This window comes from Neobacillus sp. CF12, from assembly GCF_030348765.1.
Taxonomy (GTDB): domain Bacteria; phylum Bacillota; class Bacilli; order Bacillales; family Cytobacillaceae; genus Neobacillus.
In genome coordinates this window covers 1,590,114-1,615,280 of record NZ_JAUCEU010000007.1, presented here as the reverse complement: position 1 = coordinate 1,615,280, position 25,167 = coordinate 1,590,114, and the positions used below count along the sequence as shown (strand labels likewise).

Annotated in this window: 23 protein-coding genes; 22 read left to right on the top strand and 1 reads right to left on the bottom strand. The window is 37.7% G+C overall.

The window, feature by feature from the left end; genetic code table 11:
- Positions 1–52: 52 nt before the first annotated feature.
- The 22 genes from QUG14_RS07865 (at position 53) to glgA (ending at position 22,654) form a co-directional block, all read left to right on the top strand.
- Complete coding sequence (locus tag QUG14_RS07865) at positions 53–1,660, top strand: ABC transporter substrate-binding protein (protein WP_289344095.1); 1,608 nt, start codon at positions 53–55, stop codon at positions 1,658–1,660.
- 13 nt (positions 1,661–1,673) lie between these two features.
- On the top strand, positions 1,674–2,615 hold the full coding sequence (locus QUG14_RS07860) for an ABC transporter permease (RefSeq protein WP_289339961.1): 942 nt from the start codon (positions 1,674–1,676) through the stop codon (positions 2,613–2,615).
- Positions 2,616–2,646: 31 nt separating this feature from the next.
- Entirely contained in the window at positions 2,647–3,537 is an 891-nt protein-coding gene (locus QUG14_RS07855) for an ABC transporter permease (RefSeq protein ID WP_289339960.1), read from the top strand.
- 14 nt (positions 3,538–3,551) lie between these two features.
- Positions 3,552–5,579, top strand: coding sequence for an ABC transporter ATP-binding protein (locus tag QUG14_RS07850; protein ID WP_289339959.1), 2,028 nt, complete (start codon positions 3,552–3,554; stop codon positions 5,577–5,579).
- A 46-nt stretch (positions 5,580–5,625) separates the two neighbouring features.
- The gene (locus tag QUG14_RS07845) at positions 5,626–6,681 is read left to right on the top strand and encodes an LLM class flavin-dependent oxidoreductase (protein WP_289339958.1); all 1,056 of its coding nucleotides are present in this window, start codon (positions 5,626–5,628) and stop codon (positions 6,679–6,681) included.
- Positions 6,682–6,743: 62 nt separating this feature from the next.
- A complete protein-coding gene (locus tag QUG14_RS07840; protein WP_289339957.1) occupies positions 6,744–8,078 on the top strand; it encodes an LLM class flavin-dependent oxidoreductase in 1,335 nt (444 codons plus the stop codon).
- A 122-nt stretch (positions 8,079–8,200) separates the two neighbouring features.
- Positions 8,201–8,497 carry a DUF2325 domain-containing protein gene (locus QUG14_RS07835; protein WP_289339956.1) on the top strand — a complete coding sequence of 99 codons (297 nt, stop codon included), beginning with the start codon at positions 8,201–8,203 and terminating at the stop codon, positions 8,495–8,497.
- A gap of 194 nt (positions 8,498–8,691) precedes the next feature.
- Complete coding sequence (locus tag QUG14_RS07830) at positions 8,692–10,026, top strand: LLM class flavin-dependent oxidoreductase (protein ID WP_289339955.1); 1,335 nt, start codon at positions 8,692–8,694, stop codon at positions 10,024–10,026.
- A 139-nt stretch (positions 10,027–10,165) separates the two neighbouring features.
- The gene (locus tag QUG14_RS07825; protein ID WP_289339954.1) at positions 10,166–10,444 is read left to right on the top strand and encodes a glutaredoxin family protein; all 279 of its coding nucleotides are present in this window, start codon (positions 10,166–10,168) and stop codon (positions 10,442–10,444) included.
- A 63-nt stretch (positions 10,445–10,507) separates the two neighbouring features.
- Complete coding sequence (locus tag QUG14_RS07820) at positions 10,508–11,338, top strand: transporter substrate-binding domain-containing protein (protein WP_289339953.1); 831 nt, start codon at positions 10,508–10,510, stop codon at positions 11,336–11,338.
- 21 nt (positions 11,339–11,359) lie between these two features.
- On the top strand, positions 11,360–12,070 hold the full coding sequence (locus QUG14_RS07815; RefSeq protein WP_289339952.1) for an amino acid ABC transporter permease: 711 nt from the start codon (positions 11,360–11,362) through the stop codon (positions 12,068–12,070).
- Positions 12,071–12,087: 17 nt separating this feature from the next.
- A complete protein-coding gene (locus tag QUG14_RS07810) occupies positions 12,088–12,798 on the top strand; it encodes an amino acid ABC transporter permease (protein ID WP_289339951.1) in 711 nt (236 codons plus the stop codon).
- Positions 12,795–13,565 carry an amino acid ABC transporter ATP-binding protein gene (locus QUG14_RS07805; RefSeq protein WP_289339950.1) on the top strand — a complete coding sequence of 257 codons (771 nt, stop codon included), beginning with the start codon at positions 12,795–12,797 and terminating at the stop codon, positions 13,563–13,565. Before QUG14_RS07810 ends, QUG14_RS07805 begins: the two co-directional genes overlap by 4 nt.
- A gap of 30 nt (positions 13,566–13,595) precedes the next feature.
- Entirely contained in the window at positions 13,596–14,108 is a 513-nt protein-coding gene (locus tag QUG14_RS07800) for a GNAT family N-acetyltransferase (RefSeq protein ID WP_289339949.1), read from the top strand.
- A 14-nt stretch (positions 14,109–14,122) separates the two neighbouring features.
- Positions 14,123–15,268, top strand: a complete 1,146-nt coding sequence (locus tag QUG14_RS07795) for an amidohydrolase (RefSeq protein WP_289339948.1) — start codon at positions 14,123–14,125, stop codon at positions 15,266–15,268.
- 67 nt (positions 15,269–15,335) lie between these two features.
- The gene (locus tag QUG14_RS07790; RefSeq protein ID WP_289339947.1) at positions 15,336–15,551 is read left to right on the top strand and encodes a Fur-regulated basic protein FbpA; all 216 of its coding nucleotides are present in this window, start codon (positions 15,336–15,338) and stop codon (positions 15,549–15,551) included.
- Between the two features lie 56 nt (positions 15,552–15,607).
- Positions 15,608–16,162: an NADPH-dependent FMN reductase gene (gene ssuE / locus QUG14_RS07785; RefSeq protein ID WP_289339946.1), complete on the top strand. Its 555-nt coding sequence runs from the start codon at positions 15,608–15,610 to the stop codon at positions 16,160–16,162.
- Between the two features lie 213 nt (positions 16,163–16,375).
- Complete coding sequence (locus QUG14_RS07780; protein ID WP_289339945.1) at positions 16,376–16,642, top strand: hypothetical protein; 267 nt, start codon at positions 16,376–16,378, stop codon at positions 16,640–16,642.
- Between the two features lie 512 nt (positions 16,643–17,154).
- Positions 17,155–19,083, top strand: coding sequence for a 1,4-alpha-glucan branching enzyme (glgB, locus tag QUG14_RS07775; protein WP_289339944.1), 1,929 nt, complete (start codon positions 17,155–17,157; stop codon positions 19,081–19,083).
- A complete protein-coding gene (locus QUG14_RS07770) occupies positions 19,034–20,161 on the top strand; it encodes a glucose-1-phosphate adenylyltransferase (RefSeq protein ID WP_289339943.1) in 1,128 nt (375 codons plus the stop codon). The genes glgB and QUG14_RS07770 overlap by 50 nt, the downstream gene beginning before the upstream one ends.
- Before the next feature lie 30 nt (positions 20,162–20,191).
- Positions 20,192–21,208 carry a GlgC family sugar phosphate nucleotidyltransferase gene (locus QUG14_RS07765; protein ID WP_289339942.1) on the top strand — a complete coding sequence of 339 codons (1,017 nt, stop codon included), beginning with the start codon at positions 20,192–20,194 and terminating at the stop codon, positions 21,206–21,208.
- Between the two features lie 3 nt (positions 21,209–21,211).
- Positions 21,212–22,654 carry a glycogen synthase GlgA gene (gene glgA, locus QUG14_RS07760; protein ID WP_289339941.1) on the top strand — a complete coding sequence of 481 codons (1,443 nt, stop codon included), beginning with the start codon at positions 21,212–21,214 and terminating at the stop codon, positions 22,652–22,654.
- A gap of 96 nt (positions 22,655–22,750) precedes the next feature.
- Here glgA and metE read toward each other — a convergent pair whose 3' ends face one another.
- On the bottom strand, positions 22,751–25,048 hold the full coding sequence (gene metE, locus QUG14_RS07755) for a 5-methyltetrahydropteroyltriglutamate--homocysteine S-methyltransferase (RefSeq protein WP_289339940.1): 2,298 nt from the start codon (positions 25,046–25,048) through the stop codon (positions 22,751–22,753).
- Between the last annotated feature and the right edge of the window lie 119 nt (positions 25,049–25,167).

The window sequence follows — 25,167 nt, the reverse complement described above, 5'->3', positions numbered from 1 at the left end:
GGGGGCGTTTGATGTGAAACTAGTAAATTGGACTAAGGTAATCTCCATCTCAATGGCAGTATTGCTACTGTTATCTGGATGCGCAAATAGTACTAGTACGAAAAGTAATTCGGATGAAACAAACGAAAAGGTCAACTCACAACCTAAGCATGGTGGGGAATTAACATATGCTCTCGCAACATCTCCAGATTCACTTGATCCGCATCGAAGCGGTTTAGCCGTTGCTGTTCGTGCCTTCAGAACGATTTTTGATAGCTTAGTAGTTCAGGAACCAGATAACTCAATCAAGCCATGGCTTGCTACAGAGTGGACAGTATCAGAGGATGGAAAAAGCTATACGTTTAAACTGCGCCAAGACGTAACGTTTCACGATGGAACACCATTTAATGCTGATGCTGTGAAATATAGCTTTGACAGAATTATTAACCCAAAAACACAAGCAAGAAATTCGGTAGCACTTCTTAGACCGTATGAATCATCAGAAGTCCTGGATGAGTATACAATCAAAATTAATCTCTCAACACCATCTGCCGCATTTTTAAGTAATTTAAGCCAGGCAATGCTTGGGATTGTCTCTCCGTCAGCTGCAGAAAAATATGGAGATCAGTTTGGTAAAAATCCTGTAGGTACAGGACCATATAAATTTGTTAGCTGGACGGAAAATGCTGATATTGTCGTTGAAAAAAATAATGATTATCAGTGGGGGCCATCCATTGTAGAAAATAAAGCAGCACCATACCTTGATAAGATTACATTTAAAATCATTCCAGAAGAAGCAACGCGTATTGGCAGTGTACAGAGCGGGCAGGTCCTTGCCGCAGAAACTGTGCCACCGCAAAACATTGTTTCTTTAAAAGGTGACCCGAAAAATCAATTATTACAAGTAAACACAATTGGATTGCCGTATACATTGTTTTTTAATCAAAGAAAAGAACCATGGAATGATGTAAGAGCCCGTAAAGCTGTACAGCTTGCTGTTGATGTGGATGCGATTGTAAAAACCCTTTACTTAAACACCTATTCTCGAGCATGGTCACCTCTTACACCAGGTATCTTAGGTTATGATAAATCCCTTGAAAATAGTAACTCGGTAGATTTAGAGAAGGCCAATAAACTCCTTGATGAACTTGGCTATGTAAAAGGTGAGGATGGGATCCGAGCAAAAGATGGAAAGAAACTAACATTAAATTATGTGGATGGAACTCCTAACAGAGAGAAGAGAAATGATATTGCTGTTATTATTCAGCAACAATTAAAAAAGATCGGTATTAAAGTGGAAATAAATATTACAAAAGATATCGCTTCAGTTGTTCAAAAGAATGCTGATTATGATTTATACGGAAACAGCCAAGTTAATTCCGATCCCAATTCATTACGAGCCTTTTATCATACAACTACCCCACAAGAAGAGGCAATAATAAAAAGACTTGGGGGTGGCTCTGATCCAGAATTAGATCAATTATTGGAGGAAGGGACAGTAGAATCGGATCCGGCAAAACGAGCGGATATCTACCAAAAAGTGCAACAAAAAATTATCGATGAAGCCTGGATCATTCCAATTTATGTATTCCCTTATACAGTAGCAGCGACCAAATCCGTTAATGGGATAAAGTTTGATCCATTAGGCTACCCTTTGTTCAATGATGTCACTATAAAATAAAGTAGGAATGGGGATGATAAATGTGGCAGTTACCAACAAGATCCTTTTGAAAATCTCGACTGCATTGGTATCCATTTTAGGCTCACTCATCCTTGTTTTTTTCATTATCTATTTGCTTCCGGGGGATCCAGTGCTGTCCATGCTGGATCCCGCTACTGCAACACCTGAAATGGTTGAAAACTTACGCAAGGAATTGGGACTCAATCAACCGCTTTATGTACAATTCACAGAGTATTTTACAAATGTACTTCATGGTGATTTTGGTCAATCTTTAGTTAACAGCGAACCAGTCCTGCCGAAGATCTTAGAACACTTTCCGGCAACGCTGGCTTTAACGATTGCAAGCGCAGTATTATCTGTGGGGATTGGGGTAACATTTGGAGTGTTATCGGCAATCTATAGGAATAAATGGATAGATTTTATTGCTAGATTAATTGGTTTGTTTGGAATTTCAATGCCAACGTTTTGGTCAGGGATTTTACTGATCCTTATTTTTTCCATCTATTTAAACTGGTTTCCAGCTATGGGCTCCGATGGCTGGGTAACACTAGTGCTGCCATCACTATCTCTTGGATTTGTAGGTGCAGGTTTAATCATACGAATGGTGCGAAATAGCATGCTGGAAGTGATTAATGAGCAATTTATTATCACTCTTCGTGCGAAAGGACTCTCAGAAAGGGTTGTTATGTATCGACATGCTCTTCGCAACGCACTTATTCCTGCTATTACCATTATCGGTTTAAATATCGGTGAACTCATGGCAGGTACGGTTGTGATTGAAACTGTGTTTTCAAGGCAGGGGATTGGCAGAATTGTTGCAGATGCGATTATGGCTAAAGATTTACCTGTGATTCAAGGCGTTGTTTTTTTCAGTGCCATAGTTTATGTGATTGTCAATTTTTTAGTTGACATATCCTATTCGATTATTGATCCACGGGTACGTAAATCTAACTAGTTGTTAATCAATAAGGGAGGAGAGAAATCAAATGAAAGAAATGGTTAATGCTGAAAAAGTGCTGCGGGTTCCCAAATGGACTTTAACAAAACAGAAGCACCCCTTTTCTGCCTCAAAACTATTTTTATACGTTGCGGTTGTTATTGTTTTATTTATCATCGGATGTGCTTTATTTCCCAAATTGATTGCGCCCTATTCTCCCACCTATATGAATACAGAACTGATTTTAAGTAAACCAAGTGCAGCACATATTTTTGGAACAGATTACTTTGGGAGAGACGTGTTTAGCTTAGTTATTTATGGAAGTCGTGATTCTCTCATTATTGGTGTTGCGTCCGTTCTTATCGGCAGTATCATTGGCGGGACGATAGGGGGATTCGCTGGTTATATGGGAGGTATTGTTGACATTATTTTTATGAGGATAATTGAAATTTTGATGACCATCCCTGGTATTCTTCTGGCTTTAGCCATTGCAGCAGCCTTAGGTCCAAGTTTATTAAATATTGTTTTAGCTGTTGCCGTTTCATCTATACCTGCTTTTGCACGTGTGATGAGAGGACAAATGATGAGTATTAAGAAACGACAGTATATAGATGCATCTCGATCAATTGGTACGCCGAACTGGAAAATTTTTCTCTGGCATATCCTTCCAAACTCTTTTTCCCCACTTTTAGTAATGGGGACGATAGGACTTGGAACCTCTATTTTAATTGGATCAGGGTTGAGTTTCTTAGGTCTTGGGATTATTAAAGAAATTCCTGATTGGGGTGCGCTACTCTCACAGGGACGAGGTTATTTAACAGTAGGCTGGTGGATTTCATCATTTCCAGGTTTAGCGATTACTCTTTTTGTTCTAGCCATCAATATTATTGGAGATAAACTCCGTGATTCCTTTGATCCTAAAACAAGCAACTCGAGATAAAAGGAGGAGAAAAAATGGAGAAACTACTTAATATTCAGCAATTAAAAGTTGATTTCACGAAAAAAGTTGGCGATGTAACAGCAATCAAGGATGTAACGCTGTACATTCAGGCGGGTGAGACTGTTTGTATAGTTGGAGAATCTGGAAGTGGCAAGAGTGTTACCTCCAAATCGATTATGAGGCTTATAGATTATGAAAATGGAAAAATATCGGACGGAAGCATAGTGCTGGATGGAATAGACCTAACACATCTTACGAATAAAAAACTTCGATCTATTCGTGGGAAAAAAATAGCAATGATTTTTCAAGAACCAATGGCTGCTTTTGATCCTGTATTTACAATTGGAAGCCAAATCATTGAAACAATTCTTGAACATAAGCAATCTAGTAAATCAGAAGCGAAAGAAAGAGCTCTTTATTTATTAAAACGGGTGGGTATATCGGCTGCTGAGATACGCTATAACCAATATCCAAATGAGTTGTCTGGAGGTATGCTGCAACGGGCTATGATTGCGATGGCTCTTGCTTGTGGTCCAGACCTCCTTATTGCGGATGAGCCGACAACAGCCCTAGATGTTACCATTCAAGCGCAAATATTACATTTGCTTCAGGAATTGAAAGAAGAAATGGGGATGTCCATTCTTTTAATTACTCATGATATGGGTGTTGCTGCAGAAATGGCTGACCGAATTATAGTGATGTATGCGGGAAGAATTGTAGAGCATGCAAACGTCAAGGAATTGTTTGAAATGCCTCATCATCCCTATACATATGGGTTATTGAAATCAATAACAACATTGGATAGTGATAGGAGTAAAGCACTCTATTCGATTAAAGGGTCTATTCCAGCTTTAAACAATTTACCTACTGGATGTGAGTTTCATCCACGCTGTCCATATGCGTCAGAACGCTGTTTTATCGAGGCACCTCCATTAGTAGAGGTGAATAACCGTCAGACCGCATGCTGGAATGCAGAGGAGATAGTAGATAAACATAGTAGAGAACAAAGTGTAGTGGAAACAAAAATAAATGTGCCAATTCAAAATGATTTTGTTCCAACGGATTCTAAACATTCCCGTGAAACCTTGCTTGAAATTCAAGGATTAAGTAAATCTTATCCAATTGGAAAGAATGTATTTTCTCGTACTCAATCATTTATTAGAGCTGTGGATAATGTTTCATTTTCAATTAATAAAGGCGAGACATTTGGTCTAGTCGGTGAGTCAGGTAGTGGAAAGTCAACATTAGGAAGAGTTCTTTTGCAGCTAGAAAAACTAACAAGCGGAAAAGTAATTTTTCAGGGGCAAGATCTGTCAAAACTGAGTTCAAAAGCATTAAGGGAAAAACGGAAAGATATGCAACTAATTTATCAAGACCCATATGGTTCTGTTAATCCACGCTGGAGGGTTGGAGACATTATTGGTGAGCCCCTTCAAGTTCATGCAAATTCCACAAAGAAAGAAAAACAGGATAGGGTTCAGGAGTTACTAGAGGTGGTTGGGTTAAATAAAAGTGACTCTGACCGTTATCCACATGAATTTTCAGGAGGACAGCGTCAGCGTATCGCAATTGCTAGAGCTATTGCCCTAAATCCTCAGTTTGTCTTAGCGGATGAAGCTGTTTCTGCATTAGATGTTTCTATTCAGGCACAAATTGTAAATTTATTGCAGGATTTACAGAGAAATCGGGAATTAACCTACCTATTTATTGGCCATGGCTTGAATATTGTAAGGCATATATCTGATCGTATAGGTGTCATGTACTTAGGTCAATTGGTTGAAATGGCATCTAGTGAAGAATTATTCCTACATCCTGCCCATCATTATACAAAAGGGTTAATTGAATCGATCCCAATTCCCAAGCCAACTCGCACTAGAGAACGGATAACCATTCAGGGGGAAATTCCATCTCCGGCTAATCCGCCAACAGGGTGCAGATTTCATACCCGATGCCCAGCAGCTACTGCACGTTGCCGAGTGGAACAGCCTATCTTTAGGGAGATTCATATAGGGCACTGGGTTGCCTGTCATGATCCTGTTTAATTTAAATGAATTGCTCGTAATGATTTAGTAAATGGAGGTGTTTACAATGAAATTTGTCTTGTTTGATTTAATGGGTAACCACCCAAACAGTTTGACAGGCGAGGTAGTAACTGCACAGCAAAGAATACAACATGTAATCGACCAGGCTGTTTTTGCTGAATCTCTTGGTTTTGATGGTTTTGGAGTGGGTGAGCGGCATGGTGCACCGTTTTTGTCTTCTTCACCGGCCGTGATGTTAACGGCTATAGCTGCCAAAACATCAAAAATTCGATTGCTGCCAACGGTATCGGTTTTAAGTGTTCTTGATCCAGTGCGTGTAGCAGAGGATTATGCTACTCTTGATCATCTTTCCGGTGGAAGATTAGAGTTAATGATTGGTAAAGGAAATGACCCGCGTCACTACCCATTATTTGGAATTGATGAGGAGGAGCAGTGGGAGTCTTTAGCTGAGCGGTATGGACTTCTAAAACGTTTGTGGAATGAGGAAAATGTCTCATGGGAGGGGAAGTATCGTCCATTATTAACGAATGTAACGACTCAACCAAGACCATATCAAAAACAGATTCCAATTTGGCATGGCAGTGCATCAAGTCCACTATCCACTGAGCTTGCTGCGAAGAATGGCGAACCGATATTCTCATCTAATACGTTTCATCCAATGGCTAAGTATAAAGAATTAATTGATCATTACCGTGAACGATTCGAATATTATGGCCATGATCCAAAGAAAGCAGTTGTTGGTGCAGGTGCAAGAGGATTATATTTGGCAAAAACAACAGAAGAAGCCATTAAACGTTATCGTCCATATTATGATATGTTTATGGGCACAGAAGCCTCAAAGTTCAATCAATCGCCATTTAAGAATCTTGAAGATCACATTCAAAATGGTTCAGCTTTAATAGGAAGTGCGGATCACGTGATAGAGAAGATACTAAAATATCATCAAGCATTTGGACACCAAGTACAAAGTATCAGTGTTGAAGGATTAAGTAAAGAAGAACAACTTGAGCAACTTGATAGATTTGCTGAGGAGGTTATACCAGTCCTTCGACGAGAAATTCCTAGTACGGTTTGGGAAAACGAACAACCGACATTGGTATAGGAAGAAATACTTTAATAAGACGGATAATAAAAAATAGATTGGATGGCGGGAAGGAGATTTCAATGAATAATCAAGGGCACACCATGCATCTGAATTTATTTTTATATAATCAGGGACATCACGAGGCTTCTTGGCGTCATCCAGATTCACTCCCTGAAAAAATGATGGACTTCGCATACTATAAAAAATTGGCTCAAAAAGCAGAAAAGGCTAAATTGGATTCGATTTTTCTCGCTGATCGTATTTCAACTTCCCTTAAAGCGATTGAAAATGGATCACTTGTTTCTTTTGAACCAACCACATTATTATCAGCTTTAGCGTCTGTTACGGACCATATTGGGTTAATTGGGACAGTATCAACTAGTTTTAATGAACCCTATAATGTGGCTCGGAGGTTTTCGTCCCTTGATTTTTTGAGCAATGGGCGCGCTGGTTGGAATATCATTACTTCTGGAACCGATGGTGAGGCTCAAAATTTTAATCTTAGTTCCATTCCTGAACACGCTTTTCGTTATAAAAAGGCAAAAGAGTTTTTAGAAGTAACCTTGAAGCTGTGGGATAGTTGGGAAGATGAGGCTGTGATAATAGATAGAGAGAATGGAATTTTTGCAGACAGCCAAAAAGTACATGAAATTCATCATGATGGGGTGTTCTTTAAAGTTCGTGGACCGTTAAACATTCCAAGGTCCCCACAGAAAAGACCTGTTCTCATTCAAGCAGGGACTTCAGAGGATGGAAGGGAATTCTCCTCTCAATATGCTGATGCAATATTTACCTCTCAACAAACGTTTGAAGATGCACGTGTGTTTTATAAGGATGTAAAAGAAAGAATAGCTAGGAACGGTAGGAATCCTAATGAAGTCAAAATATTGCCGGGGTTTAGTTTTATTATCGGTAATACCGAAGAAGAAGCCAAGGAAAGGGAAGAGGAGTTAGCACAATTCATGAATTTTAACCATAGTTTACTTCAGCTTTCTAATAGGGTTGGAGTGGATTTAACATCTGTTTCATTAGATGAACCGTTGCCCAAGCTTCCTGATATCGGAGAAATCCAAGGTCACCAAAGTCGTACTCAATTAATCGTCCAATTGGCTCAAAGAGAAAATCTTACCGTTAAACAATTGCTGATTCGCCTAGGAGGAGGAAGGGGTCATTATACAATAAGTGGGACACCAAAGAATATTGCAGATGAACTTGAGTATTGGTTTCTTAATGGAGCAGCAGATGGATTTAACCTGATGCCACAAGTAATGAATCGTGATTTCGATCGATTTGTCCATTTTGTTATACCAGAATTGCAGCGTAGACAGTTATTCAGGATGGAATATTCAGGAAATACATTGAGAGATCACTATGATTTGCCAGTTCCAATGAATCAATTTATATCTAGTAACTAATCCATAAATAAACAAAAGGTCTTCATTACTCATTTATGAAGTACATTTTTATCCAAATAATTCCTAGTTTAGTACTAGGTTTAGTTGGAGTTTGCTGAGGCATTTTAAAAGGAGGATTGGCCATGAAGTCACTGTTAGTTATTGGAGGAGATCGTATCGGTACTATTCTTAAAAACTTAGAGGGGGAGGGCTTCGGGGAAGTAATCCATTTAAATGGACGGAAAAAAAAGATGGTTCGCACTGATATACCAAGAAAAGTAGATTTAATCTTAGTGTTAACAGACTTTATCAACCACAATCTCACAGGAACCATAAAACGAAAGGCACAAGAATCTGGGATTCCGATTTGCTTTTCGAAGAGGTCTTGGTGTTTTATACGTGAGGAGATAAAAAGAAGTCAAATAAATGCAACTAAATAGCATCCTGTTGTAGTGATTGCTAGTATTACGGTCAAAATAATCAATTATATTTCTGATAGATTTTCTAAATCAATACAATATATTTTTCTATCAGGTAAAGTATGGAATCCCTATTCTTTACGTGGTAGGATAAATCACAAGAATAATTAAAGTATTCTCATCGATTAACTCGGAATTAAAAAGGAGGATTTTCAATGTCTATTCAAAAAAAATTAAAATTAGGTGCTATTATTCACGGGGTTGGAGGAAATATTGCTGGATGGAGGCATCCTGATATACAAGCTGATGCAAGCGTGAGTTTGGAGTTCTATACCAATCAGGCACAAAAGGCTGAAGAAGGAAAATTTGACTTAGTTTTTATTGCCGATGGCTTGCATATTAACGAGAAATCAATTCCTCATTTTTTAAATCGTTTTGAACCACTAACTATTTTATCTGCTCTTGCAACTGTCACATCAAAAATAGGTCTTGTGGGTACACTGTCTACTTCATATAGTGAACCATTCAATGTTGCAAGGCAATTTGCATCGCTTGACCATATCAGTCATGGCCGGGCTGGCTGGAATGTTGTTACCTCTCCCTTAGAGAAGACTGCTTTAAACTTTAGCAAAACAATTGAGGAACATCCTGATCACTCGAAAAGGTACCGAATTGCAGCTGAATACTTGCAAGTAGCTAAAGGACTTTGGGATTCTTGGGAAGATGATGCATTTGTTCGAAATAAGGAGACTGGGGTATTTTTTGATTCAGATAAATTACACCAATTAAATCACAGAGGGGAATTTTTCTCCGTACAGGGACCATTAAACATTGGTAGATCTAAGCAAGGAAGACCATTAATATTCCAAGCTGGTTCCTCTGAGGCAGGCAAAGACCTTGCCGCAAAAGAAGCGGATGCTATTTTTACAGGTCATCCAACATTATCAGCGGCACGAGAGTTTTATCAGGATGTCAAAAACAGAGCATTAGCTTTGGGACGTAATCCAGATGAACTCGCAATTCTACCAGGGATCGCACCAATTATTGGTACAACGGAGGAAGAAGCTGAAAGAAAATATCAAGAAATCGCAAATTTAGTATCAATCGATAAAGCTCTAGATTATCTAGGTCGATATTTCGAGCATCATGATTTCTCACAATATCCTTTGGATGAACCATTCCCTGAACTAGGAGATTTAGGTAAAAATAGTTTCCAAAGTCATACGGATCGAATTAAACAACAAGCAAAGGCACAAAACTTAACCCTTCGACAAGTTGCATTACAAGAGACAACACCAAAGCCGACATTTATTGGAACTCCTGAAAAAGTAGCTGATCTCATTCAGGAATGGTTTGAAGGTAATGGAGCGGATGGATTTATAATTGGTTCAGCTGTTCCAAATGGATTGAACGATTTTGTGGACTTTGTCGTGCCGATTCTTCAAAAACGAGGATTATTTAGAACGGAATACGAAGATGAAACATTACGTGGTAACCTAGGAATTCCTTTTCCAGAAAACCGTTATGCAAAAAAGGTGACAACCCATTGATAAAACAAAAGCTTAGTAATAGCTACAAGTATTTCTGCCGACTAGTCAACTAGAGGCTCTCTTTTTAAGATGATAAATCTTTTAATGGAGAGCCTTTATTTATTAAAAATAAAATGAAGATGATAGGGAGGAAAGTAAGATGGGAAAAGAATTATCCGTTGTGGTTTGGGCTAAAGAAGGTTGTCACTATTGTGGTGAGGTAAAACAATATTTAGAAGATAAAGGGTATAAATACGAAACGATCGATGTTACCCATCATGATGAGCGCAGAGATATTTTAGAAGTTAAATATGGTGTCAGACATGTACCTGTAATTGAAATTGGTCAGGGTGAGTTGTATGAAGGGGTAACAAAGGTGGGAATTGACCATCTTGAAAAAGTTCTTGAGAAATTTAATAATAGTAAAATTTCGAGGTAATTCCGACTAAAAACATATTTTTAAATGGTTAATAACATTTGAGTAAAAAAGGATGGATGGAAAATGAAGAAAAAATTCATGGTACTTATAATGGTGTTGCTTGCTTTAGCCCTTGGTGCATGCTCTTCCCAAGAAACGAAATCAACTTCAAAGGAAAGTTCTGGAGGGGCTAAAGAAGGGACAAAAGTACAAAAAATAATAGTCGGTACAGGGACACAGTTTCCTAATGTTTGCTTTATTGATGAGGATGGAAAGTTAACTGGATATGATGTTGAATTAGTTCGGAAAATTGATGAAAAGCTGCCTGAATACGAATTTGAATTCAAAACAATGGAATTTTCTAATCTGTTATTAAGCTTAGAAACTAATAAAATCGATTTTGTGGCACACCAAATGGAAGTTAATGAGGAACGCCAAGAGAAATTTCTCTTCAATGAGGAACCTTATAATATCTTTCCGCTTCATGTAACGGTTCATAAAGATAATAATGACATTCAATCAATAAAAGATTTAAAAGGGAAAAAGGCTATTGTAAGTGCCACCAGTAATTCAGCTGTTTTTCTAGAAAAATATAACAAAGACAATAATGCAGGAATTGAAATTGTTTATGCGGGGAATGGACCTGATTCTACGATTAATCAAATAAAAACGGGTCGCGCAGACGCAACAATCACGACACCATTTTCTGTTGATTTCAGTAATGATGCTGTAGATGCACAGCAAAAAGTAGTAGGAGAGCCGCTACTAAATTCAAAGGTATATTTCCTACTTAGAAAAGATGAAACACCTTTACAAAAAAGAATTGACGAAGCACTGGTTGAATTGAAAAAAGAAGGAGTAGTTAGTGAGTTGAGTAAAAAATGGTTAGGAGCTGACTATACGGTTAATTTTTAAGGAGCTTGGAGGCGAACCCAAATGGGGAAAGCATTTGATATTATGTTAATTTTTGAGTTTATTCCGACACTTATTCATTACCTTGGAGTAACTCTGCAGATATTAGCCGCATCTATTATTCTAGGATTTGCCCTCGGTATTGCAGCAGCAATACCGAGGCTATTTAAAATACCATTATTGAATCAACTGGTGATATTATACGTTTCATTTATTAGGGGAACTCCGATACTAATACAATTATTCCTGGTTTTTTATGGCCTGCCAGCGGTTCTCATGCTATTGTTTACTATCGATATTACAAGGCTTGATGCCATTTATTTTGTAATTATTACTTACGCCATTAGTAATGGTGCAGGATTTGCTGAAATTTTTCGAGCAGCGATTCGAGCAGTTGATTACGGTCAAACCGAAGCAGCCTATTCCGTGGGGATGACAAGCAGACAAAACTTTTTTCGAATTGTTCTTCCACAGGCTGTAAGGATTGCATTTCCGAACATGGCCAATTCAGTGATCGGTTCATTAAAGGATACTTCTCTTGCTTTTACCATCGGAGTGATGGACATGATGGGAAGAGGAGATACCCTTATTGCTGCAACTGCACATGCCATTGAAGTTTATCTCTCTCTTTCTATTATTTACTATATTGTCGTCGTATTGTTTGAAAAAATATTTAGCAAACTAGAAAAATATTTCAATCGTTATCTAAGGGCTGATGTAACTGCCGTTGCTTAGGAAGGAGGATCGCGTACATGACAATTGATATTCCATTCATTTGGGTAGCTTTTAAAGAAATTATTAAGGCGCTTCCTATTACACTCATCCTAACAATTGTACCATTGCTGGCTGGATTTTTAATCGGCATTGCGGTGGCTGTAGTTAGAATTTATAAAGTGAAATATCTCTATCACATCGCAAATGGTTATGTCTCCTTTTTTAGAGGAACACCCATAATCATGCATATTATGGTCATTTATTTTGGCTTCCCATTATTACTCGATCAAATTTCACTCAGGTTTGATTTAGGTATACAAACAAATAAAATCCCGATTATTTTGTTTGTATTAATTGCCTTAACATTGGCGGCGGGATCGTACTTATCTGAAATTATTCGATCTGGTATTATCAGCGTTTCAAATGGACAAATGGAGGCTGCTTATTCGGTTGGAATGACAAAGTTTCAAGCGATGATCAGAATTATTCTACCTCAGGCCCTGGCTCAATCTATTCCGAATTTCACGAATATTTTTGTTGGCTTTTTACACACTTCATCGATTGCTTTTCTTGTTTCTCAGAAAGAAGTGACGGGGGCAGCTAATATTGTCGCTTCTGTAAACCTGAAATTTTTAGAAGCATTTATTGCTGCAGGTATTATCTATTGGGGCATTACGATTCTAGTAGAAGGAATATCTTTTTTACTTGAAAAAAAGGTGACTGCTTATAATCGAGGAGGCGTGTCATGATTTATTTACAAGGTATCAAAAAATCATTTAATAAGTCACCAGTGTTAAAAGGCATTAATTTGAAAATAGAAAAAGGGGAGGTCGTTACCATCCTTGGTCCAAGTGGATCGGGCAAAACGACGCTGTTAAGATGCTTGAACTTTTTAGAAAAACCAAATGCAGGAATGGTTCAAATAGGAAATATAATCATTGATGCAGAAAAAGCGACAAAAAAAGAAATGCTCGCGATTAGAAAACAATCGGCGATGGTTTTCCAGCATTATAATTTATTTGCCCATAAAACAGTGGTGGAAAATGTGATGGAAGGATTAATTGTAGCAAAGAAGGTAAAGAAAAAGGACGCGAGACAACAAAGTGAAAGAGTGCTGGAGAAAGTGGGTTTAAGTGATAAACTGCATCACTATCCTTCTCAGCTTTCAGGCGGGCAGCAACAAAGAGTTGGGATTGCTAGAGCCTTAGCGTTAAATCCAGAGGTCATTCTTTTTGATGAGCCTACATCCGCTCTTGATCCTGAGTTAGTTGGAGATGTTCTTTCTGTTATTAAATCAATTGCACAAGAAGGAATAACGATGGTGGTTGTCACACATGAAATGAGTTTTGCAAGAGAAGTATCGAATCGGGTGTTGTTCATGGATGAGGGAGTAATCGTGGAGGAAGGTACACCATTGGAAATTTTTCATGCAGCAAAGGAGGAACGTACCCGTCGTTTCTTACAACGAATTTCTGGTGAAACATTTTTTACACCACTTAAAGAACAGGTGAATTAACAATCAATCATTGGGAGGAAGGTGAATGTTTTGGTAACAAACCAAATCATCATTGATGAGATAAGAGAAGATGAAAAGGAACAGGTAAGGAATTTATTAGTAGAGAGTTATCAACAGTATGAACATTCCTATAAAAATCCTGAAATTTGGAAATTGTATTTGGAAAATATTCAATCCTCCGTTGATAATCCAGATGTCGATAAGATTTTAGTGGCAAAAAGCAATCAGGACATTCTTGGCAGTTTGCAGCTTTTTCAATCCTCTGAAAAGGCATATGCAAAGCCAGAACTTGAAATTTTCTCGCCAATTATTCGATTGTTAGGTGTTCATCCTGAAGCAAGAGGCCGAGGTGTAGCACAAGCGTTATTAAAGGCAAGTGTTGCGTACGCAAAGGAGCTTGGAGCAACAAGCTTGTATTTGCATTCAAGTGATAAAATGCATAAAGCCATTCGGCTATACGAATGGTATGGCTTCAAACGAGATCAAACCAAGGAGTTTCAAAATCAAGAGATATTAGTAAAATGCTTTCGATTTGATTTATAGAAGGAAGTGAGGATATGAATCGAACTGAATTAGAATCAAACCTCATTTCGATAAGGCGTCATTTACATCAATACCCTGAATTATCAAACGAAGAATTTGAAACAACAAAGTCCATTAAAAAATGGCTGCAGGATGAAGAAATTGATATTCGCACGACTGGACTGTCGACGGGTGTTGTTGCAGAAATTAAAGGTGGGAATCCTGGACCAATCGTTGCCATTCGTGCAGATATTGATGCTCTTCCGATTGTGGAACAAACAAGTTTACCATATTCTTCCAAAATTAAAGGGAAAATGCACGCATGCGGTCATGATTTTCATACCGCAGCAGCCATTGGTGCAGCGTATCTTTTGAAAGAATCTCAAGCTGAGTTAAATGGAACAGTCCGAATTATTTTTCAGCCAGCAGAGGAATCGGGCGGCGGCGCACTAAAAGTGATTAAGGATGGTCATCTCGAGGGAGTAGAAGCCATCATTGGACTTCATAATAAACCAGATCTGCCTGTGGGAACAATTGGCTTAAAAGATGGGCCTTTAATGGCAGCAGTTGATCGATTTCATATTGTTCTCTATGGTAAAGGGAGCCATGCTGGGATACCGCAAAGTGGAAAAGATCCTATTGTAGCAGCGGGGCACCTTATTACTGCTCTTCAGTCTGTTGTTAGTCGGAATGTGTCTCCTCTTCAAAGTGCTGTTTTGAGTGTGACGAAAATCGTTGGCGGCAGCACATGGAACGTTATTCCTGACAATATCATCCTTGAGGGTACCGTTCGAACTTTTGACAATAAGATCCGTGCAGACGTAAAAGCAAAGTTTTATACCATTGTTGAATCCATTGCCACCGCTTTTTCGCACCAAGTTGAAATTGGCTGGTTTCCAGGTCCACCACCACTAGACAATCATAAGTCGGTGACGGAGATTGCGAGGTATGCTGCTAAAAAGCAATCCATAAAAGTAATTGATCCAGAACCATCAATGGCCGGTGAGGATTTCTCCTACTATCTTTATAACGTCCCAGGGACTTTTGCATTTTTCGGTACAAATGGAAACGAGGAGTGGCACCATCCCGAATTTACCCTAGATGAATCGGCTATTATCAGCGCCGCATATTTTTTATATGAAAGTTCAAGAGCATTATTAAATCGACATTTTACTAATTAACGAATCTTAAGATTATTATCCATACGAAACCGTTGTATTTATTAAACTATAAATAGGAGTGATTCGGATGGGAGAAATTCTTCGGAATGCTGTTGAAAATAAGCGCAAAAAATTAATAAGAAAACTGATTGCTTATAATGTGTATAAAAAAGAAGATAAACACCTTTTTGAGCTATCACTAACGGACCTGGAAAATGAATATAGAAAATTTAAATCCCTTAGTCATCCACACAGTGATATTGGGTCGATCCAATTAACTGGAAATAAATCAAACAAAAAGTAAAACCATTGAACGAATCATTTTGATGAAAAAATCCATTATGAAAGGGAGTTTCAATAATGAGTAAGGTGACAATTATTTCTGGGAGTCCTTCTGAGCATACGAGATTAAATGGGGTATTACATGGTGTTATCAATCATTTAACTGGTGTTGGAATTACTCCTGAAATTATTAATATACGTAATCTTCCACCAGAAGATTTAATTCAAGCGAAGTTTGATAGTGAAGAAATTATCAAGCAAAATAAGAAAGTTGAGCATTCAAATTTAGTCGTGATTATGACTCCGGTTTATAAAGCTTCCTTTTCAGGGGTTTTAAAAACTTACTTGGATCTCCTGCCACAAAATGGTCTGGAGGGTAAAACGATACTACCGATTGCCGTTGGTGGAACTTTTGGGCACTTATTAATGATCGATTATTCCCTAAAACCAGTACTAGCGGCTTTGGGAGCAACCCATATTTTAAAAGGAGTGTTTATACTAGATAGTCAAATTGGAAAATTAGGAAATAATCGTTATGAATTAGATACAGAAGCGAAAAACAGATTAGTTTCTTCAATTAATATAGCAAGGTCATTATTACCTGGAAAAAGTGTTTCAGGTTCCGTTCTTTAATTTACTAAAATAGCAAAAGAGAGAGATTTTTAATAAAAGTTTCTCTCTTTTTTTTGTGGTGAAGTTCAAGATTTATAGTTCTAAAATCTCACATAAACTAAATTCAAAAAGAGATATATGTTATAATACTATCAAATTAATGTTTAACGCTAGATTTTTAAGAATCTGGCAGGTTATCAGCGGATTAACATATTATAGCAAGGAGTGAATAGAATGATTATTCGAAGTAAAGCCGATGTTGAGCAGTTTTGCGAGAGGTTTGGTGAGTTAGCCAACTGGGATGGATCGAAGCACTACATAGCATTAGAAGATGAAGAAAACAAAGGGATCCTTACATTTATGCAATATCCCGATGGCAAACTGACTGCACATAGGAAATATCAAACGTATTGGGACATAAATGAGCTTCCGGTTGAAAGTAAAGATATATGGCGGTATCGAAAAGTGTTAAACAGTTTTTTAAAAAATATCAATAATTAACGAAGGCGACTCCTATTATTTCGGGGTCGTTTTCTTTGTTTTTAGCTTTGTTAAAATTCATTGTTGATTATTAATACAACTGTATAAAAGGTTGATGAAAGTCAAATCAGGAGTGTTCCAAGTGAGATTTGTCCTTCATAAGCATGATGAAAGACAAATAAGGAAAGTTCCCAGTGAGATTTGTCCTTCATAAGCATGATGAAAGACAAATTAGAAGAGTTCCAAGTAAGATTTGTCCTTCATAAGCATGATGAAAGACAAATCAGGAGAGTTCCCAATAAGATTTGTCCTCCATAAGCATGATGAAAGACAAATCAGAAGATTCCTCATTGAGTTTAGTCTTTCATAAGGATTTCTGTTAGAAAAATCAACATCTTTCTTTATCAGAGCCTTGTTTTTAAGAGATTTTCAAAGTTATGTGATGCATTAAACATTTGTTTTTAGAAAAGCTAAGGAGAATATAAATAACCTTAATAGTCATACTGTAAAAGCAGTTTAAAGAGGTGAGACTTGTGATTGATACACATCCAACAGAGTATGAAGTATATCTTTTTCACGAAGGAAATTTGTTTGAGAGTTATAAAGTATTTGGCGCTCATACTGAAAGTCAAAAAGGAGAAAAAGGTACTCGCTTTACTGTTTGGGCTCCGCGTGCTGCCCAAGTATATGTTGTCGGGGATTTCAATAAATGGAATGGTAGTAAACATGAAATGACGAAACTTAATAAACAGGGAATATGGTCCCTTTTTATCCCGGGGCTGCTAGAAAATGATATATATAAGTATCAAATTAAAACAGCAAAGGGAGACACCATCCTTAAATCAGATCCGTATGCATTTTATTCAGAAATCAGGCCAAATACAGCATCTATTATCTATGAATTGGAAGGTTACAATTGGCAGGATCAGGAATGGTTTCAACATAAAGAAAAGAAAACTGTGTATGAAGAACCGCTTGCCATTTATGAAGTACATTTAGGCTCTTGGAAGAAAAAGGGTGAAGAAGAGTTTTTTACATATAGGGAACTAGCCGATGAACTGATTCCTTACGTAATTGAACATCATTTTACACACATTGAACTTTTGCCTTTAGTTGAACACCCTTATGACCGTTCTTGGGGATATCAAGGAACGGGATACTATTCTGCTACAAGTCGATATGGTACTCCGCACGATTTAATGTATTTTATTGACCAATGTCACCAAAGTGGAATAGGGGTTATTCTTGATTGGGTTCCGGGACATTTTTGTAAAGATGCCCATGGTTTGTATATGTTCGATGGACAGACTACTTATGAATATGAGGATGTTTACGTAAAAGAAAATCCGATATGGGGCACAGCGAATTTTGATTTGGGAAAAGGTGAGGTGCAAAGTTTTTTAATTTCTAACGCTTTATTCTGGATCAAATACTATCATATTGATGGATTTCGTGTTGACGCGGTTGCCAATATGCTTTTTTGGCAAGCAGGAGGGGAATCTCAAAAGAATGAATATGCTGTTAGCTTCTTAAGAAAGCTGAATGAGGTCGTGTTTGACGCAGAACCTAATCTGCTAATGATTGCTGAGGATTCGACCGATTGGCCGCTTGTGACAAGACCCACCTCTGAAGGCGGTTTAGGCTTTAACTATAAATGGAACATGGGTTGGATGAACGATATTTTAAAATATATGGAAGCAGAACCGCAGAACAGGAAGTATTTGCATGACAAAGTAACCTTTTCCATACTGTATGCTTATACAGAAAACTTCGTCCTACCTTTATCACATGATGAGGTTGTCCATGGAAAAAAATCACTATTAAATAAAATGCCAGGTGATTATTGGCGGAAGTTTGCACAACTGCGGCTTTTATTAGGGTATTTAATGACACACCCAGGTAAAAAACTGCTGTTTATGGGTGGAGAGTTCGGTCAATTCGATGAATGGAAGGATTTAGAGGATTTAGATTGGGAATTACACGATTTTGAGATGCACCGTATTTTGAATGATTACTTCAAAAAATTAATGCAGCTGTATAAAGATTCAAAGGCATTATGGGAACTGGATCATTCCTACGAAGGCTTTGAATGGATTGATGCCGATAATAAAGATCAAAGTATTTTCTCGTTCATAAGAAAAGGAAAAAAGGAAAACGCTCTTATTATCGTGTGTAATTTTACAGAGGTCGTTTATGAACATTACAAAGTTGGGGTACCATCTTACGCTTTTTACAATGAAATACTTAATAGTGATAGTATTCAATTTGGTGGTTCTGGTCAGGTCAATAATAAGAAAATCAAACCGATTGAAAAGCCGTTTCACAACCAGCCATGTCATCTCGAAATGACCATACCTCCATTTGGTATATCCATTTTACGACCAGTTAAATCCAGAAAGGGGACAAATAGCAATGGTACAAAAAAAGTGCGTAGCAATGTTGCTAGCAGGAGGACAAGGTAGCCGCCTTGGGGCTCTTACTAGATATATTGCAAAGCCAGCTGTTTCATTTGGCGGCAAATATCGAATTATTGATTTTCCATTAAGTAACTGTACAAACTCAGGAATTGATACAGTAGGTGTATTAACACAGTATCAGCCTCTGGTTTTACACTCTTATATCGGGATTGGTGCGGCTTGGGATTTAGATAGAAGTAATGGCGGGGTAACAGTATTGCCTCCTTATGCGGAAACCTCTGGCGTTAAGTGGTATAAAGGAACAGCCAGCGCTATTTACGAAAATATTAATTACATAAAGCAATACAATCCAGAATATGTCCTGATCCTTTCTGGTGACCATATTTATAAAATGGATTATTCTAAAATGCTGGATTATCATATTGAAAAGGATGCAGATGTTAGCATTTCTGTTATTGAGGTGCCTTGGGATGAAGCAAGCCGTTTTGGAATCATGAATACGAACATCAACTTAGACATTATTGAATTTGAGGAAAAACCAAAAAATCCAAAAAGTAATTTGGCTTCTATGGGGATTTACATCTTTAATTGGTCTGTTTTAAAAACGTTTTTAGAGATAGACGATAATAATCCGGATTCCTCCAATGATTTTGGCAAGGATATTATTCCCCTTTTATTGGAAGAAAACAAAAAAGTGGTCGCGTATCCATTCAAGGGGTACTGGAAGGACGTTGGGACAGTTAAAAGTCTATGGGAAGCAAATATGGACTTATTAAAAGAAGAAACAGAATTAGACCTTTATGATCGAAGTTGGAGAATATACTCGGTTAATCCTAACCAGCCGCCGCAATATATTTCTCCAACTGCTCATGTAGAAGAGTCATTGATTAATGAAGGTTGTATCGTAGAAGGTACTATTAAGCATTCTGTTCTATTCCAAGGTGTAACAGTCGAAGAAGGAAGCGTGATTCAGGACTCCGTAATAATGCCCAATGCTGTGATTGGAAAAAATGTAGTAATTGAGAAGGCCATTATCGCTGAAGACATGGTCGTTGAGGATAATACCATTATTCGTCCGGAAAAGAACAGGGACGATGTCATACTGGTTGCTAAGGATGTTTAGAAAAAATAGATAGGAAAGGAATAAGATACTATGCCACAATCAATGTTAGGAATCATTAATGCAACCCATGAGTTGGACACGTTTCAAAATTTAACAGCTCATCGATCCATAGCATCCCTTCCGTTTGCAGGACGATACCGATTAATTGATTTTTTGTTATCGAATATGGTGAATTCAGGGATCACGAGTGTTGCTATTTTCACTGGTCATGGGGTTAGGTCCCTTATGGACCATTTAGGATGTGGCAAGCAATGGGACTTGGATAGAAAGCGTGATGGACTGTTTGTTTTCACGCCAGATAGCAATTTTAAGAATGAAGATTTTGGATCCTTTGCACATCTTGCAAAGAACATTAGCTTTTTCTTACGCAGCAGGCAAAAATATGTGGTGATTACCAACTGCAATATTATTGGGACCATAAATTTTAGTACCATTTTGGATCATCATATTGAAACAGAAGCAGATATTACCGAGGTCGTTCATAATGGAGAATCGCTGCAAACGTTCATTTTAGAAAAAGATTTATTGCTCGGTCTATTTGAACAGTATAAGGATCAGGGCTATCACAGTATTGTAGATGTCGTAAATGAGCGGCTAGATAAATTTAAAGTTGAAAAGTATGAGTATAAGGAATATATTGCAATTATAGACTCTCTAGAAAGTTACTATAAACATAGCATGGATATGCTTGAGTCAGCAGCATATAAACAAGTATTTACGAGAGATGAGCCAATCTTTACAAAGGTAAAGGATGAGCCTCCAACACGCTATAAAATGGGCGCAAAGGTTGCGAACTCTCTGATTGCCAATGGATGCAAGATTGAAGGCGAAGTGGAGAACTGCATAATCTCCCGTTCTGTCAAAATCGGAAAAGGCTCTGTCATTCGTAACTCCATTATTATGCAGAAAACTCAGATAGAAGAAAATTGTGTACTTGATGGAGTCATCATTGATAAGGATGTCAGAATTGAAAGTGGTGTCAAACTAACTGGAAATGCAGGGACACCTTATGTAGTCGAAAAAGGGACAGTACAAAAGGGGAGCTGAGAAGTGAAAGTTTTATTTGCCGTATCTGAGTGTGTTCCGTTTGTGAAGACAGGTGGTCTTGCGGACGTAGCAGGTGCACTTCCTAAAGAGTTAAAAAAATTAGGTACTGAGGTACATGTTATTTTACCAAATTATAGTTTAATTCCTGAAAAGTTTAAACAATCTTTTCAATTTAAAAATTCCATTAATGTTCCCTTAGGTCCACTAAGTCAATACTGCGGCATTTTTACCACAGAGCATGATGGAATTACCTATCATTTCATTGATAACGAATATTATTTTAATCGCAGCTCATTATACGGGCATGATGATGATGGAGAACGATTCTCTTTTTTCTCAAAGGCAGTACTCGAGTGTATCCCATATCTGGATTTTATTCCGGATGTGATTCATTCTCATGACTGGCATACCGCTATGGTGAATTTTTTATTAAACGCCCAATATCGTCATGATCCAATGTACTCGAAAATAAAAACCGTTTTTACGATTCACAATTTGCAATTCCAGGGAATATTCCCATTTGAGTTAATGAGTGAGCTGTTACGATTAGATCCGCATTTTTTTAATATGGAGCAGCTTGAATTTTATGGAAATGTTAACTTTATGAAGGGTGGTATTGTTTCTTCTGACGTTGTAACAACGGTCAGTCCCACCTATAAAGAGGAAATTCAATTCCCCTACTATGGAGAAAAGCTTGATGGACTATTACGAAAGCACAGCAATAAGCTCATTGGAATTGTAAATGGTATAGATGATTCCGTTTATAATCCAAGCCTAGATCCTGATATTGCTGTTTCTTATGATCTTGATACGATAGAGGGGAAATCTGAAAATAAGAAAGTTCTACAACAATATTTTGGTTTACCCGAAAAAGAAGACACACCCATTATTGCAATGGTTACACGGTTAACAGCACAAAAAGGTTTAGATTTAGTGCTCCATGTATTTCATGAGATAATGGAGGATGATGTACAATTCATCGTACTTGGATCTGGAGATTATTATTATGAAAACTTCTTGAATCAAATGGCCTTTGAATACCCAGATAAGGTGAAGATATATATTGGTTTTAGTGAGGCATTAGCCCATAAAATTTATGCAGGGGCAGATTTGTTTTTAATGCCTTCGCAGTTTGAGCCATGTGGACTAGGACAACTTATCGCCTTGCAGTACGGAACCATTCCCATCGTAAGAGAAACAGGCGGATTAAATGATACCGTTCAATCTTATGATGAGTCAACAGGTTTGGGTAATGGGTTCTCATTTAAGAATTTAAATGCCCATGATATGCTTCATACTGTTAAAAGAGCCTTACAATACTATCATCAAGATGAATCCTGGAATCACTTAATACAAAATGCAATGACGCAAGATTATAGTTGGTCACAGTCTGCTAAGAAATATAATGAAATATATGAGGGGCTAATTGAAGGCTCAGCGGAGTAAAGGAAAACTTGTTGTTATTAAAAAAGGGGAAGATGTAAGGGAAATTGCAGCTTACATCTTCTTCCTTTTATAGACAATTACAATTTTAATTACCTTTTAGTTTTTAACAGTTTGTTTTTGCCGTTGGCGAAGTTTTCGTGCAGCTGTCACCATATTTTTTAATGAGAAAATAGTTTCATCTTCATGCCGTGTTTTTAAACCACAATCGGGATTCACCCAGAACTGTTCTATTGAAATAATCTCAAGGCTATCTTTTAATATCACATCGATTTCTTCTACACTGGGGACACGCGGGCTATGTATATCATACACACCTAAACCAATACCAAGTTCATATGGATTTTGTTTTAGTGATTGAATTAGTTCCCCATGACTTCTAGACGTTTCGATAGAAATGACATCTGCATCAAGAGCACGAATCGGCTCTATAAAGTTATTAAACTCGCAATAACACATATGTGTATGGATTTGTGTTTCATTTCTGACACTCGAAGTCGCGAGCTTAAATGCATTTACTGCCCATGATAAATATTCATTCCAATCTTCTTTCCTTAATGGCAAGCCTTCACGTAAAGCGGGTTCATCCACCTGTATAATAGCAATGCCAGCATTTTCTAATGCTTGAATCTCTTCTCTTAGTGCTAAGGCGATTTGGTTGGCTACATGTTCACGAGAAAGATCATCACGCACAAAAGACCAATTTAAGATGGTGACAGGTCCTGTTAACATCCCTTTAACATACTTAGATGTTAATTTCTGTGCTTCTACTATTTCCTTCACTGTCATTGGTAATGTCCACTCGACGTCACCATAAATAATCGGCGGTTTCACACAACGTGACCCATATGATACAACCCATGCTTTTTCTGTAAAGGCAAAACCTTTAAGCTTTTCCCCAAAGTACTCAACCATATCTGTCCTCTCAAATTCACCATGCACGAAAACATCAAGGCCAATTTCTTCCTGAATTTGAATCCAACGAGCCGTTTCATTTTTCACAAACTCTGCATATTCAGTATCCGTAATTTCTTTTTTACGCCATGCTGTACGTGTTCGTTTTACTTGATCAGATTGAGGGAAACTGCCAATCGTGGTTGTTGGAAAATCAGGTAAATGTAACGCTGCTTGTTGTAAAGGTTGACGTTCTTTATAAGGCATTGAACGTGCAAAATTCTCTGGTTTCACATGCGATAGGAGATCTTCCACGCGTGGATTTTTCCTCGCCTCATGCTGCTTTAATGCTTGAATTGCCAGCATACTTTGTGACACGCTTTTACTTCCTGACCAACCCTCATCTGAAACAAAGGCCGTGATATGTTGTAACTCAACAATTTTCTCATCTGCAAAGGACAATGCATTTAGAAGAGTGGCATCCAGCTGCTTTTCGGATTTCGCCGTAACAGGTACATGCTGTAAACTACAAGAAGATTGAACCCAGGCTTCATTTACACCGCTTAATGATAAAATAGCTTTTGTCATCAGTGCTTTTTCAGCCAAATTTGCCCGCCAAATATCACGCCCATTTACGATTCCAATTCCTAATACTTTATCTTGTGGGAAACCGTGTTTACGGATTGATTCCATATTCTCATCTGTACCATGAATAAAGTCAAGGCCGACTCCGGCAACAGGTAATTGAATCAGCTCTTCATACGCTGATAATCCTTCAAAGTAGGTTTGCAACATCAGTTTCGCTTCAGGTACTTCTAGTGCTAATTGTTTATAAATTTGTTGAACTAGTTTGATATCTTCAGGTGCTAATGAAAGGACTAATGCTGGTTCTTCTACTTGAATCCACTTTGCTCCTGCATCTACAAGTTGTTGGAGTACTTGAGCATAAAGCGGTAAGAGTCTTAAAATAAAAGATGCTTTTGATATGGAATAGTATCCTTTAGATAGTTGAACAAAAGTATATGGACCTATAATGGTCGGTTTTGTTATTAAACCAAGTTCGAACTTCGCTTCTAAAAAGTAATCTAAAATGTAGTTTTGAGTTAATTTTAGTGGCTGGTCTTCATACTCAGGTACAATGTAGTGGTAGTTGGTATTAAACCACTTTGTCATTTCAGATGCCACAACATCTTTCGCTCCACGTGCCATTGCGTAATATGTCGTAAGATCTACCCTCTCTCCAGTCCACTTATAGCGAGCCGGAATTAAACCGAACATGGTGGCGAGGTCGAGCATACGGTCATAAAATGTAAAATCTCCAACTGTAAGAATGTCTAAACCTAATGATTGCTGGTGCTTCAACTGATTTAACCGAATGGTTTTCATTTCAAAGATAAACTCTTCCTCTGATTTCTCACTTTTCCAAAACGATTCAAGACAACGTTTCCATTCTCGATTACCACCTATATATGGGTAACCAATGGCTGTACTAGCTAAATTCATTTACGATTCCTCCTTTTTTTACATAATTCCAAATACAAAAAAGCCATCTCCGTGAACCGGAAATGGCTTTACAATCAAGCTAAAGGTATGTTTAATATCAGGCATAAACAATACTACTC

Excerpts from the sequence above, each read along its gene's own strand:
- QUG14_RS07770 (WP_289339943.1), top strand. The coding sequence starts at position 19,034 with ATGGTACAAAAAAAGTGCGTAGCAATGTTGCTAGCAGGAGGACAAGGT.
- QUG14_RS07855 (WP_289339960.1), top strand. The coding sequence starts at position 2,647 with ATGAAAGAAATGGTTAATGCTGAAAAAGTGCTGCGGGTTCCCAAATGG.
- QUG14_RS07790 (WP_289339947.1), top strand. The coding sequence starts at position 15,336 with ATGGGAGAAATTCTTCGGAATGCTGTTGAAAATAAGCGCAAAAAATTA.
- QUG14_RS07845 (WP_289339958.1), top strand. The coding sequence starts at position 5,626 with ATGAAATTTGTCTTGTTTGATTTAATGGGTAACCACCCAAACAGTTTG.
- QUG14_RS07765 (WP_289339942.1), top strand. The coding sequence starts at position 20,192 with ATGCCACAATCAATGTTAGGAATCATTAATGCAACCCATGAGTTGGAC.
- QUG14_RS07820 (WP_289339953.1), top strand. The coding sequence starts at position 10,508 with ATGAAGAAAAAATTCATGGTACTTATAATGGTGTTGCTTGCTTTAGCC.
- QUG14_RS07825 (WP_289339954.1), top strand. The coding sequence starts at position 10,166 with ATGGGAAAAGAATTATCCGTTGTGGTTTGGGCTAAAGAAGGTTGTCAC.
- QUG14_RS07780 (WP_289339945.1), top strand. The coding sequence starts at position 16,376 with ATGATTATTCGAAGTAAAGCCGATGTTGAGCAGTTTTGCGAGAGGTTT.
- QUG14_RS07835 (WP_289339956.1), top strand. The coding sequence starts at position 8,201 with ATGAAGTCACTGTTAGTTATTGGAGGAGATCGTATCGGTACTATTCTT.
- QUG14_RS07805 (WP_289339950.1), top strand. The coding sequence starts at position 12,795 with ATGATTTATTTACAAGGTATCAAAAAATCATTTAATAAGTCACCAGTG.
- QUG14_RS07830 (WP_289339955.1), top strand. The coding sequence starts at position 8,692 with ATGTCTATTCAAAAAAAATTAAAATTAGGTGCTATTATTCACGGGGTT.
- QUG14_RS07795 (WP_289339948.1), top strand. The coding sequence starts at position 14,123 with ATGAATCGAACTGAATTAGAATCAAACCTCATTTCGATAAGGCGTCAT.
- QUG14_RS07850 (WP_289339959.1), top strand. The coding sequence starts at position 3,552 with ATGGAGAAACTACTTAATATTCAGCAATTAAAAGTTGATTTCACGAAA.
- QUG14_RS07810 (WP_289339951.1), top strand. The coding sequence starts at position 12,088 with ATGACAATTGATATTCCATTCATTTGGGTAGCTTTTAAAGAAATTATT.
- ssuE (WP_289339946.1), top strand. The coding sequence starts at position 15,608 with ATGAGTAAGGTGACAATTATTTCTGGGAGTCCTTCTGAGCATACGAGA.
- QUG14_RS07865 (WP_289344095.1), top strand. The coding sequence starts at position 53 with ATGGCAGTATTGCTACTGTTATCTGGATGCGCAAATAGTACTAGTACG.
- QUG14_RS07860 (WP_289339961.1), top strand. The coding sequence starts at position 1,674 with ATGATAAATGTGGCAGTTACCAACAAGATCCTTTTGAAAATCTCGACT.
- metE (WP_289339940.1), bottom strand. The coding sequence starts at position 25,048 with ATGAATTTAGCTAGTACAGCCATTGGTTACCCATATATAGGTGGTAAT.
- QUG14_RS07815 (WP_289339952.1), top strand. The coding sequence starts at position 11,360 with ATGGGGAAAGCATTTGATATTATGTTAATTTTTGAGTTTATTCCGACA.
- QUG14_RS07840 (WP_289339957.1), top strand. The coding sequence starts at position 6,744 with ATGAATAATCAAGGGCACACCATGCATCTGAATTTATTTTTATATAAT.